An 18872-nucleotide genomic window follows, 5' to 3' on the forward strand; every position below is an offset into this window, starting at 1 on the left:
GCTAAAAGTGAAACAAAGATATGTTTTACTTTTTATTTAGTTTAATTAAAATTTATATTCAATCATAAAGGTTCCTCTTGCTCCCAATGCATTGGTGAAGTCACTGTCTCTTGCTGTCCACCATGAAATGGCAGGTTGGTATACTTTGTTGAAAATATTTTCAATCCCTAATGATACTCTCCAGTTGTTGTTCACTTCGTAGCTTGATTTGAAATTAAAGACAGTATATTCTGGAACATATCCTTCACCATAAGCATACAATCCTGTTTTCGCATTAGGCTCGAATCTGTTTTGCTGGAAAGAATGAAGCATATCAAAACCAACAGACAAAGCCGGAACAGGTCTTGCCTGAACATAAGCTAAAACTTTTGGCGCAGAAATTCTGCTGTTGTTGATTTTTGCAGAATAATCTCCGTCATCTTTTATAGAAGTGATCCCTTCCATCCAGCTGTAACTTCCACCAAACTGAACCCATTTTACAGGAGTAAAGTGTAAAAATCCTTCCACTCCATATACAATTTCCGGTGATCTCTGAATCATCAATGCTCTGTCCGGGCTCTGTACGAATGAAGCTCCTAGTTTGGATGTACTTACGTAAGAAGTCAGTTCATAATTAAGCCAGCTGGAAAGTTGTCCTGTTGCTCCCAATTCATAATTGTTGACAATGATAGGTTTTGTTTCCAGGTTTTTAATTGTTTCAGAAGTTGAGGTTCTTAGAATTCTTCCTAATTCATTGATAGAGTAGGCTTGAGAAAAGCTTCCGAAAAGATTGATATAAGGTTCAATATTATAACGAACACCGATATTTCCTACCAACGCATTATAGCTTAACTTTCCACCTGCAACAGGAATACTCGTAGTAAATGTTCCATCACTTTTAAGTGAGGAAAGTGTATTGAAGTCATCTACATTCACTTTGATATTTTCGTAGCGGAAACCTCCTTTGATGGTAAACTTTTTGAACAGATCAATTTTTGCCAATACAAAGGGAGCTATATTGGTCATGTTCATATTAGGAGTCCAGAAACGTCCGTCTTCCAGTTTTTGTACGGTCTGATCGTTCAGGATATCAGCTCCATAGATAATTTCTCCTTGTGAATTTGCTGAGTTCCAAAGCTGTGTGTCTAAATTGATTCTTGCTCCTTTTTTCTGGGAAATAACATTGGATTGGCCGCCATTAAAGAAAGTGTCACTGTATCCGTAAACGGTTTTAAAATCCTGATAATAAAGGTTAATATTTAAAGAAGTTCCTGCAAACAGGTTCTTGTTGTCATAGCTTACTCTGATATTATGGTTTTTCGGAGTTCCCTGAGGAGTTGTTTCCAACCCTTTTCCTACTCCTTCACCAATCGTAGGAGTGATACCATATTTTCCTGTTTTTAATCCTACATTCAACCCTGATCTTGATGAATAGCCAATATAAGAAGCCTCGATTCTCTGGTTTTCATTGATATCATATCCTATTTTAAGCAATCCGTTGTAGTTGTCCATCTTGGCAATGCTGTAAGTAGGACTTATCAAAACACCGTCTCCATCTTTTGTATATCCCGTTCTTTCGTAGGCTAATGAAAGGGTATAGTCAAATTTATTGATCTTTCCGGTTAAAAGCTGGCTGGCTCTTACTCCTAAAGTACCTCCGTAAGACTGTCCTGTAAGACCAACCTGTGAAATTCCGGAGATTTTTTTATCTGTTTTGCTTTTTTTCGTAATATAATTGATAATACCACCATCAGCACCATTTCCATAGATGGAAGAAGCACCCTTGATCACCTCAATTCTTTCGATAGCTGAAGGGTCTATAGTTCTTAGATCTCTTGCTCCGTTACGAAGTGGAGTAGACTGTGGAATCCCATCAATCAAAACCAAAACCTGGCGTCCTCTTAAAGTCTGTCCCGAATTGGAAGTCTGTCCTGAGTTGGTTCCTAAACTGGGAACTGTATACTGCAGGATGCTCGTAATATCAGAGTTAACAGTCAGCTGAGACTGAATCTGTTTTTCTCCAACAATGGTGATAGAGCTTGGAACCTCTTTTATATTTTCTTTTTTTCTTGAGGCAGTCATAACAACCTCATCCACATTTTGGGTTTGTAATGTATCTTTTACCTGGGCAAAAACGGTAGTAGTTCCTAAACAGGCAGCTGATAAAAGCGCTTTTTTCATTATATTTTCTTTCCTTGTTTCTTTCTTTTTCCCCACCAGACCAGAAATCCGGTTACAGGAAGTGATGTACATGTGAGGCCGGCAATAAACCAGATGATTTTTCCAAACAGTCCAAAGTAGGATCCTGTGTGGATATCATAGTTAGCATTGGCATATTTTTCGGCGTTGCTCAGTTTTTGATGAGGTTTGTTGGCGAGTAGCTTTCCTGAGTATTTATCGAATGTCAGCAGATTTCTTTCGCTGAATCTTCCGTCCTGTCCATAGATGGTAACGGGAAGGTTCTTCAGTTCTTTTCCTTTTTTATTTTTTCCGTTTAAATTGATTCTGAAGCTGGATGAGCCTGCATACAATTTTTCTGTCTGTGCGGCGGCCAGATCAAAAACAGCTTCATTTTTCACCATCAATGAATCCGGAGACTTGATTTCTTTTTCTTTTGGAGCTTCCCAATAACCGGATATGGCCAGGTTAAAGGTGTTTTTTACATACGGATAAGCAAAATAAATTCCTGTAACACTCATCAATAAGGCAATGAATGAGGCATAGAAACCTAATACATTGTGAAGGTCATAATTTTTACGTTTCCAGTTTTTTATATTTTTCCAATTGAACCAGAAACGTCCTTTTCTTGCATTTTTATTTTTAGGCCACCATAGAATGATTCCCGTAATCAGCATGATGATAAAAAGAACGGTCGGGATTCCTACAGTAAATGGCCCCCATTCGGAATTGAGTAGAAGCCCCCAATGGATATACTTCAGAATATTAAATACATCATATTTTTCATCATACACCGCAATGATTTCTCCGGTATACTGATTTACATATGCCTGCTTATTGATGAGAACCTGTTGAAAATAGTTCCAGCCTTTTTTACTTTTATCATAATAAAGGAAACGATAGGATTTGCTTTTGTCTAAAGGGATTTCTACCGAGCTTAGCGGATGTTTTTCGTTAAGTTCCAGTGATACTTTCTCACGAAGCATATTAAGGGATAACGCCTTTTTCCCGAGATCTTCTTTTTTTACATAAATAGCTTCTTTACGCAGACTGTTTTGTACTTCATCCTTAAAAATATATAAAGTCCCCGAAAGAGAGACTATAAATACAATGATGCCAACAGACAGACCAAACCACAGATGGAGTTTGGCAGACCATTTTTTTGTTGAAGAAACCTTCTTTTTATGGTGATGCTTTTTCATAGCAAAAAGTTAACCCCGTGAGGGGCTAACCTTTGATTTTTTTAAAATTTATATCCTATTGATACTCTCCAGTTGCGCGGAGCATTATAGATCCATGCGTATTCTCCTCCATCTCCTCTGTATCCGCTGTAAAGTTTTTTGTTAAGAACATTATTCAACATAAAGTTAACATCGAATTTTTTAGCAGTATAGGAAACTCCGAAGTTGGTATCAAAATAATCCGGTAGACTTTGATCTTTTGTGGCACTCACACCAAACCAGGACTGTCTTCCTCCCTGATACTGATAACCTGCTGAAATACCAAAGCCTTTCATAAGACCGTTTTCAAACCTATAGTTTACCCATGTATTTTGTACATTTTTTGCATTACCGGGAGACTGAATTCCAATTCTTGTAGGATCTGTGTCTTTGATGGTTTTTGCATCTGTATAAGCATAGTTGATAATAATATTCAACCCCTTGATGATTTCTCCTTTGATATCAGTTTCAAATCCTCTAGCTCTTTGTTCACCCGTAGCAACCTGAAAAGCAACTCCATTGTTTTCGTTTGCATTTCCTGATACAAGAATATTTTGCCTTCTGATTTCGTAAACGGCAAAAGTAGTGTTCCATCTTCCTCCGAACCAGTCTTTCTTCAGTCCGAATTCAATATTCTGCCCTCTGAAAGGATCTGTAATTTTAGTTTGGTTAATCCCATTTCCGGATTGTGGTGTAAAAGTTTTGTCATAAATTCCATAAGCAGAGAAGTTTTCATTAATAGAATAACTCACTCCAACTCTTGGTGTAAACTCACCAGCTGTATCGGGTACAATAGGAGTTCCCGGGCTCAGGTTAGGATATGCGGAATAGGTTTTACCGCTTGTATATCTTCCTGCTAATGTTAATCTCAATTTATTATCAAACATTTCAATCTGATCCTGAGCATAATAAGAGGTATATTTTACTCCCTGGTCATTATAAAATGGAGCAGAGGTGTTTAAGCTATAAAAGTCAGAAGAAGGAAGTTTTGTAGGGTCTACACCATAATTCACATTATAAATGTCAATTGGGAAAGGTCCTCCTGCAAAAGATGAAAAATCAGCATTATACTTTCTGTCTCCATAATCAAACCCTGCAATTATTTTATGAACAATATTTCCGGTATTAAGTTTTCCTCTTACATACGTCTGAAAAATGTGGTTTTTTCCTTTTGCCTGCCAGTTGCTTAATGTTCTGTTTAAAACATTTTTATTGGCCGGATCAAAAGTTCCCCACCATGAACCTCCGTCATAATTCAGATCCATATAAGCATATTGTGTACTCCAAATCCAATCTTTAAAAAGTTTCTGATCTAAGCTTAAGAATAAACTCTGATCTTTTACTTCAGTTTTTTTGAAGTTGGGATCATTAAAGTTGGTATGTACATTCAGTGAAGCATATCCGTCGTTAGACATCAGGTAAGCTCCCGGTTGATTAAATTTTAAGTACTGATAGTTGTACTGAGCTGTAAATACAGTCGTCTTTGTAGGTCTGAAAGTAATAGATGGAGCAACAATGATTTTGCTTGTTTTATCATTTTCCACCCATGAATTGTTGGAGCTTCCCATCAAATTGATGCGGTAATCTAAAACTCCGTCTTTCACAAGAACCCCGTCAAGATCTGCTTCTCCTCTGAAAAGATTATAGCTTCCTGTAGTGAAACGAACACTATTGGCAAATTTTCCGGTAGGTTTTTTTGTTACAACATTATAAAACCCGGCAGGATCTCCCATAGAACCCATAAATCCGGCTGGTCCTTTTACAAATTCTATTCTGTCTATAATAGATGCATCAGGATTAATGGGTCCCCATGTAGAGGAAACATTCATTCCGTTCATGAAAGTAGCAATACTGGCTCCTCTCATGAAGACATTGGAATAGACATTATCCCAGTGTTCTACTTTTCTTGCTCCACTGACGTTACGTACAATTCCTTCAGACATGTTCAATGTAATCTGATCAGCAAGAACCTGCGAACTTACAGACTGTACATTCTGAGGAAGCTCAAGAATAGGCGTCTGAATTCTTAGTGAGCCCGATACTTCATTCAGTTTATATTTCTGATAATACCTTCCGTTAACAATTACTTCTTCAATATCGTTGGATTTGATGGTGTCTTTTTTTTCCTGTGCAAAACTGAACATAGATGTTAATAATGCAGCTCCTATTGTTATTCTTTTCATTGTTTATAAGGGGAGTAATTTATTCTTTAACAGTTTAAAATTTATAAGTAAAGCTTCCTAATACGTTGGCAAGGGCCTGAGCATTTGCTGTTGTGTACCCGCTCCAGTAATGTTCGTTTGTAAAGTTGTCTACCTTTACCCCGATTCTGAATTTTTTAGTATCATAAAATGCGTTAGCATTCAGTACCAGATATTTCGGAAGGATGAAAGTTCCCATTGTTGAAGAGTTTACAATTTTATTATCGCTTGCATAGTTTCCTCCAACTCCAAATCCAAGTCCTTTTAATTTTCCGTCAAGGAACTGATAACTTGCATTGAAATTAACCAACCATGGCGATGATGCTGTAGCAGGTCTTCTTCCGATTACCGTTTCATCCGCTTCAGTATATTTCATATCGTTGTAACTTACTCCTGCGATTACAGAGAACCCTTTGATCAAATAAGCGTTTGCTTCCAATTCTACTCCCTGACTTCTCAATAGACCTGCCTGATTTTGTACAGCCTGTCCTGTTCCTGTCATTTCATCAGTATTAAGAAGTGTATTTTTTACCTGAATATTATAGTAGCTTAAAGTTGTAGTAACTCTTCCTTTGATTAGGTTCGTTTTAATACCTCCCTCAAACTGATTGGCTCTTTCAGGAGTTGAAAGTGTTACGTTTCCGGTTTTATCTGAAGTATAATATCCATTTACAGTAAAACTGTTCTGATAATTTCCAAATACGGATAATTTCTCAGGAAGAATTTGGTAAACAACTCCAAACTTTGGAGACCATGCTCCCTGCTTGTATTCAGCTGTTTTATTTTGCCCAACCTGGCCACCTTTGTAGTTATTCGTTTCGTATCGTAATGAAGTAAGAATATTAAGACCGGCTATTGGTGTAATAACGTTAGAAATATAACCACTATAAGTGTCCTTTTTACCAGCGTTTATATAGGTGTTGTTTTTCTCAAAATCAGGTTGATTTCTAAGGTTGTCATACATCGCTCCCAATGTCTGTCCGTTCATATTAGAATAGTCTGTACCTGTGAAAGGAACCCAGTCAAAATTGGTGAACATAAAGTATTGGTTGTCATTAAGTCTCATATAATCGAAACCGGCAACAGTTCTGTTTCTTACACTTCCGATATTGAAATCAAAATTAAAGTTCTGCTGAACCTGAAAATAAGTTCTTTTGCTGTCTTTGGTTGACTGATCAGCTCTTACAATTCCTAACTCTGTATCTGTTGGAACTCCTGTTACCATTCCTTTCGGAGCAAAATAGAAGTATGGATTAAATCCGTCAGAGTAAGAATAAGAGGTACTTACATTCGTAGAAGATTTAATATGTTCATTAATCTTATAGTTAACCTGTCCAAAGAAGTTTCTAGCTTTACCAATAGTTTTAAGGCCTTCTCCGGTGTAAGATTGCTTATAGTTATAACCAAATTTTTCCAGTTTGTCCATACTGTCTGCCCCAAGCTGTGCACTTGGAACATAGAAGAAGAAAGCCGTTTCAGGATATGAATTGGTTTCAAACATCTCCAGTTCAGCATTGATCTCTAAATTATCTGTAGGACGGTAAGTAATAGATGGGGTGAAAGCATAGAAAGAATTCTTTGCATTGGTTCTTTGGAAAGTTCCCTGATTAGTATAAGCTGTATTTAATCTGAATAATAATTTTTTATCTTTTGTAAGAGGAGCATTGACGTCTGCCTGTACTCTGTAATAGTTATAGCTTCCTCCTGCTACGGAAACAGCACCTGCAAGAGTTTCAAAAGGCTTTTTGGTGACTCTGTTAATAACACCTCCGTAAGAAGTTACATTACTTCCGAATAATGTAGCAGATGGCCCTTTTAAAACTTCAATTCTTTCTACATTAATAGCATCCATTGAAGTGGTAATCGGAGCTACCATACCATTTCTGATAGAATTTCCAGCTACAAAACCTCTTAAGTTAAGGAAGATTCCTCCGTCTCCGGCTCTGTTCGTTGCACTCCACATTTTCTGTGCACCTGCAACATTTCTGAATGCATCATCTACGGTAAATAACAATTGGTTTTCCAGAACTCCTTTGTCAATTGAAGAATATACTTGTGGATCTTCTATTGCTTTTAAAGGCATCTTGTTGGAGTATTCACTGTCTTTTTTCACATAAGTGTTGATAATTACTTCATCAATGCTTTTAGTATCAGCAGAATCCTTCTTTTGAGCAAAGGTCACTACGGATCCCAGCACAGAAGCACAGATTAGTACATTTTTCATGAAAGTCAAATTTTCTGCAAATATATTATTTTTAACTGTTCTAAATAAATAATGAGATTGATATTTATCATAAAATTATTATATACTGAATAACAAAAAACCGCTATGGCCAATGCCAGAGCGGTTTTTAGATGATATTATTAAATTTTTCTTAAGCTGGAATTTCTCCTTTGTATAAGAAAGAAATAATTTCTTTGTTCAATTTGTCGATCATTTCACTGAATAAGTGGAAAGATTCCTGCTTATAGATAACAAGCGGATCTTTCTGCTCGTAAACGGCTCCTTGTGAAGATCTTCTTAAGTCGTCCATCTCACGAAGGTGAAGCTTCCAGTTTTCATCAATGATTGATAATGTGATATTCTTTTCGAAGTCATTCACCAAACTTTCACACTGCGTATCATAAGCTTCTTTAAGATCAGCTACGATAGTCATTGTTTTGTGTCCGTCTGTGAAAGGTACCTGGATCATTTTGAACATTGAACCTTGATTTTGGTATACATTCTCAATGATTGGGAATGATTTTTCTTTCAATAAGTTCAATTTCATTGCGTAATCTTCCTGAGCAGCCTTGAATAAGATATCCGTTAATTCTGGAACTTGCTTATTACTGAAATCACTTTCAGAAACAGGAGAAGCCATTGTGAAATGCTTGATTATTTCAAATTCAAAATCTTTATAATTTCCATTAGCTTTTCCTTTCGCAACGATAGAATTGGCAACATCAAAAATCATATTGGTGATATCATACTTCAGGTGGTCTCCGAACAGAGCATTCTTTCTTCTCTTATAGATTACGTCACGCTGTTTGTTCATTACGTCATCATACTCAAGAAGTCTCTTTCTTGTTCCGAAGTTATTCTCTTCTACTTTTTTCTGCGCTCTTTCGATAGACTTGCTGATCATAGAATGCTGAATAACTTCACCATCTTTATGACCCATTCTGTCCATCATTTTAGCGATTCTCTCAGAACCGAACAAACGCATCAGGTTATCTTCAAGAGATACATAGAACTGAGAACTTCCAGGATCTCCCTGACGTCCCGCTCTACCTCTCAGCTGTCTGTCAACACGTCTTGAATCATGTCTTTCAGTACCGATAATAGCTAAACCTCCTGCTTCTTTTACTTCTTTAGAAAGCTTGATATCCGTACCACGACCCGCCATGTTGGTTGCAATAGTTACCACTCCCGGCTGTCCTGCTCCTGCTACAATTTCTGCTTCTTTCTTGTGAAGTTTCGCGTTCAATACCTGGTGCGGAATTTTTCTTAATTGAAGTGCCTTTGATAATAATTGAGAGATTTCAACAGAAGTTGTACCTACCAAAACAGGTCTTCTTGCTGCGGTTAATTTTTCAATTTCTTCAATTACTGCATTGTATTTTTCTCTGTTAGTTTTGAAAACTAAATCTTGTTTATCATCTCTTAAAATAACACGGTTGGTAGGAATTACCACTACGTCTAATTTGTAGATCTCCCAAAGTTCTCCAGCCTCAGTTTCAGCCGTACCAGTCATCCCCGCAAGTTTGTTGTACATACGGAAATAGTTCTGAAGCGTAACTGTTGCAAAAGTTTGAGTAGCAGCCTCAATTTTTACATTTTCTTTTGCTTCAATTGCCTGGTGAAGACCATCAGAATAACGACGTCCCTCCATGATACGTCCTGTCTGCTCATCAACGATTTTTACCTCGCCATCAATTACTACATATTCATCATCTTTTTCAAATAATGTGTATGCTTTCAATAGCTGGCTCATTGTGTGAACACGCTCAGATTTTTCAGCAAAGTCAGAGAAAAGTCTTTCTTTCGCTTCAAATTCTTCCTCTTTAGAAAGATTCTTAGCTTCTACTTCAGCAATTTCAGTCCCGATATCAGGAAGAACGAAGAAGTTAGCATCAGAATTTCCTTGAGACATATATTCAACACCTTTGTCTGTAAGGTCTACCTGATTGTTTTTTTCCTCAATTACGAAGTAAAGATCTTTATCTACGATCGGCATATCACGGTTGTTGTCCTGCATATATTGCGATTCAACTTTCTGAAGCAATGCTCTGTTTCCGCTTTCCGATAAGAATTTGATTAATTGTCTGTTTTTTGGAAGACCTCTGTATGCCTGAAGCAATTTGAAACCACCTTCTTTTGTATTTCCTGCAGCGATTAATTTTTTCGCTTCGTTGAAAATAACAGAAACAGTTTTCTTTTGTACTTCAACAATTCTGTCGATAGAAGGTTTAAGAACATCAAACTCCTGTCTGTCTCCCTGAGGAACCGGACCGGAAATGATCAATGGCGTTCTTGCATCATCTACCAATACAGAGTCAACTTCATCCACGATAGCAAAGTTCAATTCTCTTTGTACCAATTCTGAAGGTGATGTCACCATATTATCTCTCAGGTAATCGAAACCGAATTCATTGTTGGTTCCGTAAGTAATATCTGAGTTGTATGCTTTTCTTCTTCCGTCTGAGTTCGGCTGGTGGTTGTCGATACAATCGATAGACATTCCGTGGAACTGATAAAGAGGACCCATCCATGCGGAGTCTCTTTTTGCAAGATAATCGTTCACGGTTACAACGTGTACTCCTCTTTCCGGAAGTGAATTTAAGTAAATAGGTAATGTTCCTACCAAAGTTTTACCTTCACCGGTTGCCATCTCGGCAATTTTACCGCTGTGAAGAATAACCCCTCCGATAAACTGAACATCATAGTGGACCATATCCCAAACTACTGGAGTTCCGGCAGCGTCCCATGAGTTTTTCCAAACAGCTGTGTCTCCCTGAATACTAACGAAATCTTTTCCTGCAGCAGCCAGTTCTCTGTCCCAGTCACTTGCTGTTACACGGATCTCTCCGTTCTGAGCCCATCTTCTTGCCGTTTCTTTGATCAATGCAAAAGCTTCGGGAAGAACCTGGATAAGAACTTTCTCTTCAATTTCGTATGATTCTTTCTTTAGAACTTCAATTTTTGAAAAAAGAGCTTCTTTTTCGTCAACGTTCGTTGAATTTTTTATCTGCTCTTTTGTCTGTTCTATTTGAGCTGTGATCTTGCTGGTTGCAGATTTTATATTCTCTTTAAACTCAGCCGTTTTTTGTCTCAGCCCATCATCCGTCAATTGTTGGATGTTAGGTTCTACAGCCTTGATTTTTGTTACAACTTTTTTTACTTCTTTTAGGTCCTGCGCTTTTTTGTCTCCCAAAAACCCTTTAAGAACTTTGTTTAAAAAACTCATAAATTTTTTGCTTTATGCTTAATGCAAGATGCTTTAAGCGTTTTAAATGACACGCTTATCGTGTGAATTAATATATAAAAAAGGGCAAAAAAGCTCTAAGCACGCAGCCTAAAGCTTATCGCTTTATTAATATTCGTCCTCGTTCCAAAGGAAATCCTCGTCAGTAGGATAGTCGCTCCATACTTCCTCGATAGATTCATAAATCTCTCCTTCGTCTTCGATTGCCTGAAGGTTTTCTACTACCTCCATAGGTGCACCAGTTCTGATCGCGTAGTCAATAAGCTCTGCTTTTGTCATTGGCCAAGGTGCGTCACTTAAATATGAAGCTAATTCTAATGTCCAGTACATAATTTTCTAATTTTTTGCAAAAGTATAAAAATAGGTTGTATAATAAACTTTTTTATACTTGATTTTCAATTCTTTTTATAATTTTTTCTTATAAACGACTGTCACAAACTGAATGGCAGCTATGTCAGCAATTTACTTAATGTCGTTTTCTCAAAAACCATTCCACAAATTTTTTTATGCCATTTTGGAAGTCTGTGGCCGGTTTATACCCTATTAAATCCTTTGCTTTTGTAATATCTGCATTCGTTTTTGTGACATCTCCGGGCTGCATTGGCAGAATTTTTCTAGTGGCAGTTTTTCCCAATACACTTTCTATAGTGGCAACCATCTCAGATAAAGTGATCACCTGATTTTCTCCTAGGTTAAGCACTTCATAAACCCCGGAATTGGTTTCCAGATAAAGGATAGACTTGGTAATGCCGTCAATAATATCATCTATATAAGTATAGTCCCTGGCAGTATTTCCGTCACCATAAAAAGGAATTTCCTGATCTTCTGAAATGAGCTTTACAAATTTATGTATTGCGAGGTCTGGTCTTTGTCTTGGTCCATATACCGTGAAGAACCTAAGCTGGATCATATCTATATGATATAGATTATGATAAACATGTCCTATGATTTCTCCGCTTTTTTTGGTAGCTGCATAAGGTGATATAGGATTGTCTACATTGTCTGTTTCCGCAAAAGGAACTTTTTCATTGTTTCCATAAACACTTGACGAGGAGGCACAAATAAATTTTTTAATATTAAAATCTTTACACAGTTCCCAAAGATTCATTGTGCCTCTTACATTTACTTCTTCATATTCTAAAGGACGCTCAATGGAAGGGCGTACACCAGCAAGTGCAGCCAGATGAATCACCATATCAATATGGTGGCTTTTAAAGATGTTTTCAAGACCTTTCTGGTCTCGGATATCCTGCCAATAGAGGGAATATTGGTCAGAATGAGTAAGTGAAATCAATTGGCGGATATCAGTCTCTTTGTCTGAGTATTCAAAATCCGAAATTTTACCAATTGACTCTAAAGTATTTTTAATTTTTACTTGATAGTTATAGAAATCATCAAAATTGTCAATGTTTATGACAGAATGTCCATTTCTTAATAATCGTTCAATTAAATGAGATCCGATGAACCCACTACCGCCTGTTACAAGATAAACCATTTGTATTTTTTATGAGTACAAAAATATAAATTTTACTTTTTGAAAAATATAATCATTAAATTTACTTAAAAAAGTAATATAAATATAATATGCAGTTTCAAGGGCAAATTTTAAAGATGACAAGTTACGATGCAAAGCCAATCCAATACTATCTCAATCTTTCAGGGGATCTGATTCATATGAATGAGTTGATTGGAAAGGAGTTAAGTGTCAGGCATACCGGATTCCAGTGTGTAAACTGTGGGGAAAATAAACCTATTTACAGGATGGGATTCTGCAAAAGCTGTTTTTTTGAAAGTCCTTATGCAAGTGATACCATTATCCGTCCGGAGCTTTCTACAGCACATTTAGGAGTTGCAGAACGAGATCTGGAGGTTGAAAAACAAATTCAGCTTCAGCCGCACACGGTGTATCTGGCTTATACCGGGGACGTAAAAGTTGGAGTCACGAGAAATACCCAGATTCCTACGAGATGGATTGATCAGGGTGCAACTTTTGCATTACCTATAGCAAGAACAGAAAACCGCTATGAAGCAGGAATGATAGAAGTGGCTTTAAAAGATCATTTATCAGACAAAACCAATTGGCGAAAAATGCTGCAGGATGATTTTGAAGGAGAAATAGACCTTGCGGACTTCAGACAGAAGATAAAAGAATATTTCCCCGAAGATTTTCAGAAATTCTATAGTGAGGGCGAGGAATTGTGGATGTTCGATTATCCTTTTGAAAAACCAGCAAAGGTGACTTCATTTACATTAGATAAAAAACCTGAATTTACTGGAAAACTTACAGGAATCAAAGGACAGTATCTTGGATTTGAAGGAGGAAATTTCATCAATGTAAGGGGACATGAAGGCTATGTGATTGACCTTGAAATAAGGAATTGATCAATGAAAAAATAAAACCAAATTACAAAATATGAGAAAATGGGTTAAAAGACTATTGATAAGTTTCGGAATCCTGGCAGGAATTCTTCTTGCTGCGAATTTCGGACTGAATATATGGCTTAAAACCCAGCTTCCGGAATACATAAAAAAGAATACCAATTATAAAGTTTCTTATAAAACCCTGGATGTAGATTTAGGTACCGGAAATATCTTTGCTTCCGGAATTTCTGTCAATAGTAAAGATCCTCAAAATACCGACGTTATTGGACTGCAGGGAACTATTGATACTCTTAAAATAAACCGTTTTGGGATCTATGATGCTATTTTTAATAAAAGAATAAGCTCTTCAGATCTCTTGCTGGCAAAACCTAATTTAAATATCATCCTTGCAAAACCGGTTGATAGGAAAACCGGAAAAAAGACAAGTCCGTTCTTATTTGAAAATATAAGAATCAATGGTGGTAAGATTGCCGTTTTTAAGCATACAAAGCAAAAATTTTTATCTGTGGACCAACTGGATCTGTTTGTAGAAAACTTACAAATGACAGAAGAATCTGTTGAAGATAAACTTCCTGTAGTTTTTGACAGATACAGCATTAAAGGAGAGAAATTCTTTTTCCGTCCCGATGAAACCTATGCCATTACCATTAGTAGGATCAATACAAGTGACGGACAGATGTCAGTTGAAAATTTCAGGATGACTCCGCTTCTTTCTTTCACTCAGTTTAAAAAGTTTTATCCTAAAAAGCCCCAGTTATTTGAATTTAATGTTCCAAAAATGGAATTCAAAGATGTGGTTTTGACTAAAAATAAGGTGTCGCTTGCCAATGCAGACTTTCAAAATCCTTCTTTTACAGTGTATAATACAGGGGTAAAAGCGATAAAAAATAATAAAAACTCCAGCTTTGAGGTTGATTTAAAAAATATAAAACTGAATAATGCTGTAGTTCAGATCAATAAACCGGATGGAAATAAACTTTTGTCTGTTGGAAATCTTAATCTGAATATCAATCAGCTGATGTTTAATAAAGAAAGCGCACAACAGATAATTCCTATCGGATATAAAGATTTTTTGTTTTCCGGAAAAGATATCCAGTATTCCAATCATCAAAATATCTCTATAAGAAGTTTTGCATTGAGCCCTAAAAGCGGAGAAATCATGGATGTTCTGCTGACATCAGAAACTCCGTCAACAGGAAAAACAACAGCAGATATAAAGACAAATCACATTGCTTTTAATATTAATAAACTTGAATTTCTTAATAAAAAAATAAACCTTGATCTCAAAGATGTTCTTCTAGAGAATGTAAATGGAACGGTCAAAGCAGGGGAGAAGAAGCAAAATAAAACTCCGGAACCCGGCATCATACAATCTGTTGTTATAGGGAAAATGTCTTTGAAAAATTCAAATATTACCTATGATAACGGAAAGGAGCCCGTGGTTTTTCATGATTTGAATGCCACACTTAATGCTATTGAACTAGCGCCCAAGCCAAATCAACAAGGGTTATCCTTTAAGGTTAAAGATTATTATCTCACCACTCGGAATTTGGCTTACAAAACACAGTTCTACAACATGAGTTTAGGGCTTCTTAAGCTTAATAAAAATAAAGTTCAAGTCAATAATTTTGCAATGAAACCTCTCGTTTCGAGAGCACAGTTTATCAAAATGATCCCCGTTGAAAGAGATTTGTATGATATAAAAGCCGGACAAATAATTGCAGAAGGAACGTGGGATCTGTTTTCTCATCATAAAATGGTGAACGCTTCCCATGTCACGATCCAGTCGGCAGATGCCAATATTTTCAGGAGTAAAATTCCGAAAGACGATCCAAAAATAAAAGCATTGTATTCCAAAATGCTGCGATCCATTAAAATTCCGATGACCATCAATAATCTTGATCTGAAAAACTCAGTATTGGTCTATGAAGAAGACACTCCGGAAAGTATGGGACCTGGAAAACTGATATTCAGTAACTTTAATATGAATGTCAGAAACCTGAATTCTGCTAAAATAAAGGGAAAACCCACAAAAATGGACATTAAAATCAATTGTTCATTCATGAATCTGTCACCTCTTTCCGTAAACTGGAACTTCGATGTTGCCGATAAGAACGATAATTTTAACATTTCAGGGAAAACTACAAATCTTCCCGCCAGTGGAATCAACCCGTTTATCAGACCTTATCTTCATGTGACGGCTACAGCAGGAACAATTCAGGAAATGCTTTTTAATTTTAAAGGCAATCCTGCAGGATTACACGGAACCTTTAATCTTAAACATAAAGATCTGAAAATTGCGGTACTCAATAAGAATAATCACGAGAAAAAAGGGTTTCTCACGGCCGTTGCCAATGTTTTTCTGAAATCAAATTCAGGCAGTTTCCCTGAAGCCGTTACCGTCGAAAATGTAGAACGTGACCCGACAAAATCTTTCTTTAATCTGTTTTGGAAAGGAATTGAACAAGGATTGAAGAAAACGCTCATTGGTAAAAATGTAGAAAAGACAGAAAAAAAAGTAAAAGAGGCCGTTTCTTCCGTGAAAGATATGAAACAGTCTGTAAAAGAAATAAAGCAGGAGATCAAAAATAAAAAAGAGGCTCCGAAACCGGAAGTAGAAAAAAAGGAAAAGAAAGGTTTTCTGAACAATATATTCAAGAAAAAAGAAAATTCCGGAGAATAATTTCTTTAAACCATTAAGATGTAACGATCGTCTAGAAACAAACAGCCTTTTAAATTAAGCTTAATGGTTTAAAGAATTAATATAGAATAGGTTCAGTTTAAAAATTGAACTCATCACTTTCCAATATAGGAATATCTCTTAGAAACTTATCAAACTCTTCTCCGGGATAATTACTGTCTGCTCCGTATGAATCTATAATCATCCCACGGTTTCCGGCACCATCTTTTACTACATAAAGCACTGCGCTATCATCAGGATTGCTGTCTCCTTCAAAACGATATGTTTTTAAAATCACCAATTCTGCAGGCTGATAAACTTTCTCAGAATTTTCAAACTTCATTTCACAATTCTCATTCATCCTGAATTCTCTCTGTATTCCCCTTTCAGAAAGCGTTTTCATGACTTCGCTTAAGGTCGTCATTCTGTCGATGTTTTCTGGATTTTCCATAATAATATTTTTCTTGTTAAGTACAATAATTAAACCATTACAATCTTTAAATATAAGAAAAATAGCAGATTATAATTTTTATAAAAATAAAGTTTAATGTTAACAAAATTTATAATTTAAAAAAAATAAATAGGTATACTTTTTGCAATGGTAACAATATTAAATCAAAGAAAATATGAAAAAAGAAGTTGGAGTTTTACTGGCAGGAGGAGTTGGTCTTTTGGCAGTATTAAGTTTAATCAGCATAAAAAAAATATTGACTAAAAAAGATAAAAAATATAGTGATTCCTATTCGGACTATCACAGACACTTTGATGAAAAGAATCAAGAAGATGAAACTCATGGAGTCGAATTTTACGCACTGAAGTAGTAAAAAAATATATTTAATTATGTTTAAATCCATCGCTTTTGAAAGTGTTGGATTTTTTTTGTGGAAAACTTTAATGTTAAAACTCATTATTTTATACAAATTCCATTCTAATTTTACACAAGAATGCAAAACGAAGATTTCATAAAAGGTCAGGGAGCTCAGCGGAACGTTATCAATCGTTTCGACAGGTATACCTATGAACCTGAAGATGAAGATTTCGAAACTGTAAAAACTTCTTTTACCGAAGTTTTTCCCAAAACAATTGTTAATCAGGTGAAAAGCGAAGATCTTCCGATGGAATATTCCGTGAATCCTTATCAGGGATGTGAACATGGTTGCTCCTACTGCTTTGCAAGACCCACCCATGAGTACTGGGGCTATAGTGCTGGAATTGATTTTGAAAGAAAAATCATGGTAAAGAAAAATGCGCCCGAATTACTGGTGAAGTTTTTTCAAAAAAGAGGCTATAAAGCAGCCCCAATTCTGCTATCCGGAAATACAGACTGCTATCAGCCGGCCGAAAGACAATTTGAAATCACGAGAAAAATACTGCAGGTTTGTCTCGATTACAGACACCCTGTCAATATTCTGACAAAAAATGCCATGGTATTAAGAGATCTTGATATTTTAAAACCAATGGCAGAGCAAAATCTCGTTTCAGTGTCTTTAAGTATTCCCACCATCAATGAAGAACTGAGACGAAAGATGGAGCCGAGGACGAGTTCTGCAAAAAATAAATTAAAAGCCGTAGAAATTCTTTCCGAAAACAATATACCCGTACACGTAATGGTAGCTCCTATTATTCCCGGGCTCAACAGCGATGAACCGCTGAATATATTAAAAGCCATTTCTGATGCAGGAGCTTTAGGATTCGGATATACCCTGGTAAGGTTAAATGATACCGTTGAACCTGTTTTTGTTAATTGGATAGAAGCTCATTTTCCGGACAGAGCACAAAAAGTCTTAAATCTTATCCGTTCTATGAGAGGTGGGAAGCTTGGTGATAAAAGATATTTTGAAAGACAAAGGGGAGAAGGTAATATCGCTGAAATGATTCATACAACTTTTAAGATCGGCAGAAAGAAGTTTTTCGATGGTAAAGAATTTCCAAAGCTCTCAACAGCTAACTTTACAGGAACCCGCGATCAGCAATTGAGATTGTTTGATTGATCATAATTTAATTGATCCTATATATATGATATAAATAAGAACTGCTTTCAATAGTTGTCTTAATAACCTTTCCGCTGCTACTTGTTTTCAACGTATCATATATATAGTATGTACTCGAATATTTTTAAGGAGCATTCTCCTGCTATCCATTCCTACTCCTCGCGCCCTGCTTTCCTTGGCTCAAACTCATCGGCTCTTCCACGCAAGCTGCGGGGTAACCATTTCTATCAGGGCTAGGAGAGGAGATGAATTATGAGTTATAAGTTATGAATTATGAGTTGTGGGATTCGAGGTTGGCGTTGCGGGTTTCGTGTTCTGAGGTTTAGATTACAGATACCGGGTTTATTCTATCCAGTAGAACGCTATTTAGCCGTTTTCGTCAAGACAATCTCCCTCCTGATTACGGAATTCTGTGTCATCTGCGGTTAATCTATAATAATTGATGAATGCAGATAATCTTTAACCCATTTCCATCAAAATGGTTTCCTTTGTATACATATATATACATCATCATCTGCGAAAATCTGTGTCATCTGTGGTTCATAATAGAAACTCCTTCATTAGAACAGGCTATATTCCTGAGCTTAGCCGAAGGGAGCCCGTTTTTGATCAAAGAATCTTTTTCCTCCAGCTTTAGCCAAAACTTACATCTTTATTATATGCACTAATTACAATAACCCCGAAATCCCTCACCTTCGCTTGCACTCCGCACCTCGTATCCCGAATCCAGCACTCTGTATCATACATTCCCACCTCTTACTCTCAAACCCTCA

At 36.4% G+C, this 18872-nt stretch carries 12 protein-coding genes; 4 read left to right on the top strand and 8 right to left on the bottom strand.

Features of this window, described 5'->3' with window-relative positions; genetic code table 11:
- Positions 1–45: 45 nt before the first annotated feature.
- The 7 genes from GFU89_RS14425 to GFU89_RS14455 form a co-directional block, all read right to left on the bottom strand.
- Positions 46–2160 (bottom strand): TonB-dependent receptor, encoded by a 2115-nt coding sequence (locus GFU89_RS14425; protein ID WP_318847791.1) that lies wholly within the window; start codon positions 2158–2160, stop codon positions 46–48.
- Positions 2160–3359, bottom strand: a complete 1200-nt coding sequence (locus GFU89_RS14430; protein ID WP_318847792.1) for a PepSY-associated TM helix domain-containing protein — start codon at positions 3357–3359, stop codon at positions 2160–2162. The genes GFU89_RS14425 and GFU89_RS14430 overlap by 1 nt, the downstream gene beginning before the upstream one ends.
- 41 nt (positions 3360–3400) lie before the next feature.
- Positions 3401–5560 (bottom strand): TonB-dependent siderophore receptor, encoded by a 2160-nt coding sequence (locus GFU89_RS14435; RefSeq protein ID WP_318847793.1) that lies wholly within the window; start codon positions 5558–5560, stop codon positions 3401–3403.
- Between the two features lie 34 nt (positions 5561–5594).
- Positions 5595–7802 carry a TonB-dependent receptor gene (locus tag GFU89_RS14440; protein WP_318847794.1) on the bottom strand — a complete coding sequence of 736 codons (2208 nt, stop codon included), beginning with the start codon at positions 7800–7802 and terminating at the stop codon, positions 5595–5597.
- A gap of 151 nt (positions 7803–7953) precedes the next feature.
- Positions 7954–11028 carry a preprotein translocase subunit SecA gene (gene secA, locus GFU89_RS14445; RefSeq protein ID WP_105702206.1) on the bottom strand — a complete coding sequence of 1025 codons (3075 nt, stop codon included), beginning with the start codon at positions 11026–11028 and terminating at the stop codon, positions 7954–7956.
- A gap of 126 nt (positions 11029–11154) precedes the next feature.
- Positions 11155–11376 (bottom strand): DUF2795 domain-containing protein, encoded by a 222-nt coding sequence (locus GFU89_RS14450; RefSeq protein ID WP_002662059.1) that lies wholly within the window; start codon positions 11374–11376, stop codon positions 11155–11157.
- 136 nt (positions 11377–11512) lie between these two features.
- Entirely contained in the window at positions 11513–12541 is a 1029-nt protein-coding gene (locus GFU89_RS14455) for a GDP-mannose 4,6-dehydratase (protein WP_318847795.1), read from the bottom strand.
- An 89-nt stretch (positions 12542–12630) separates the two neighbouring features.
- On the opposite strand from GFU89_RS14455, the gene GFU89_RS14460 reads away from it, so the two are divergent.
- On the top strand, positions 12631–13428 hold the full coding sequence (locus GFU89_RS14460; protein ID WP_318847796.1) for a DUF2797 domain-containing protein: 798 nt from the start codon (positions 12631–12633) through the stop codon (positions 13426–13428).
- Between the two features lie 31 nt (positions 13429–13459).
- Positions 13460–16111, top strand: a complete 2652-nt coding sequence (locus GFU89_RS14465; RefSeq protein WP_318847797.1) for a hypothetical protein — start codon at positions 13460–13462, stop codon at positions 16109–16111.
- A 97-nt stretch (positions 16112–16208) separates the two neighbouring features.
- Here GFU89_RS14465 and GFU89_RS14470 read toward each other — a convergent pair whose 3' ends face one another.
- Complete coding sequence (locus GFU89_RS14470; RefSeq protein ID WP_105702202.1) at positions 16209–16559, bottom strand: hypothetical protein; 351 nt, start codon at positions 16557–16559, stop codon at positions 16209–16211.
- Between the two features lie 175 nt (positions 16560–16734).
- Here GFU89_RS14470 and GFU89_RS14475 point away from each other — a divergent pair, with 175 nt between their 5' ends.
- Positions 16735–16929, top strand: a complete 195-nt coding sequence (locus GFU89_RS14475; RefSeq protein ID WP_047379954.1) for a hypothetical protein — start codon at positions 16735–16737, stop codon at positions 16927–16929.
- 123 nt (positions 16930–17052) lie between these two features.
- Positions 17053–18099, top strand: a complete 1047-nt coding sequence (locus tag GFU89_RS14480; RefSeq protein ID WP_318847798.1) for a PA0069 family radical SAM protein — start codon at positions 17053–17055, stop codon at positions 18097–18099.
- Positions 18100–18872: the final 773 nt, after the last annotated feature.

This window comes from Chryseobacterium sp. JV558 (genome assembly GCF_033712365.1).
In the GTDB taxonomy this organism is placed as follows: Bacteria; Bacteroidota; Bacteroidia; order Flavobacteriales; family Weeksellaceae; genus Chryseobacterium.

What these genes read in the sequence shown, in the direction of transcription:
- GFU89_RS14465 (WP_318847797.1), top strand. Translation starts at nt 13,460, where the DNA reads ATGAGAAAATGGGTTAAAAGACTATTGATAAGTTTCGGAATCCTGGCA.
- secA (WP_105702206.1), bottom strand. Translation starts at nt 11,028, where the DNA reads ATGAGTTTTTTAAACAAAGTTCTTAAAGGGTTTTTGGGAGACAAAAAA.
- GFU89_RS14425 (WP_318847791.1), bottom strand. Translation starts at nt 2,160, where the DNA reads ATGAAAAAAGCGCTTTTATCAGCTGCCTGTTTAGGAACTACTACCGTT.
- GFU89_RS14440 (WP_318847794.1), bottom strand. Translation starts at nt 7,802, where the DNA reads ATGAAAAATGTACTAATCTGTGCTTCTGTGCTGGGATCCGTAGTGACC.
- GFU89_RS14475 (WP_047379954.1), top strand. Translation starts at nt 16,735, where the DNA reads ATGAAAAAAGAAGTTGGAGTTTTACTGGCAGGAGGAGTTGGTCTTTTG.
- GFU89_RS14460 (WP_318847796.1), top strand. Translation starts at nt 12,631, where the DNA reads ATGCAGTTTCAAGGGCAAATTTTAAAGATGACAAGTTACGATGCAAAG.
- GFU89_RS14430 (WP_318847792.1), bottom strand. Translation starts at nt 3,359, where the DNA reads ATGAAAAAGCATCACCATAAAAAGAAGGTTTCTTCAACAAAAAAATGG.
- GFU89_RS14450 (WP_002662059.1), bottom strand. Translation starts at nt 11,376, where the DNA reads ATGTACTGGACATTAGAATTAGCTTCATATTTAAGTGACGCACCTTGG.
- GFU89_RS14480 (WP_318847798.1), top strand. Translation starts at nt 17,053, where the DNA reads ATGCAAAACGAAGATTTCATAAAAGGTCAGGGAGCTCAGCGGAACGTT.
- GFU89_RS14435 (WP_318847793.1), bottom strand. Translation starts at nt 5,560, where the DNA reads ATGAAAAGAATAACAATAGGAGCTGCATTATTAACATCTATGTTCAGT.
- GFU89_RS14470 (WP_105702202.1), bottom strand. Translation starts at nt 16,559, where the DNA reads ATGGAAAATCCAGAAAACATCGACAGAATGACGACCTTAAGCGAAGTC.
- GFU89_RS14455 (WP_318847795.1), bottom strand. Translation starts at nt 12,541, where the DNA reads ATGGTTTATCTTGTAACAGGCGGTAGTGGGTTCATCGGATCTCATTTA.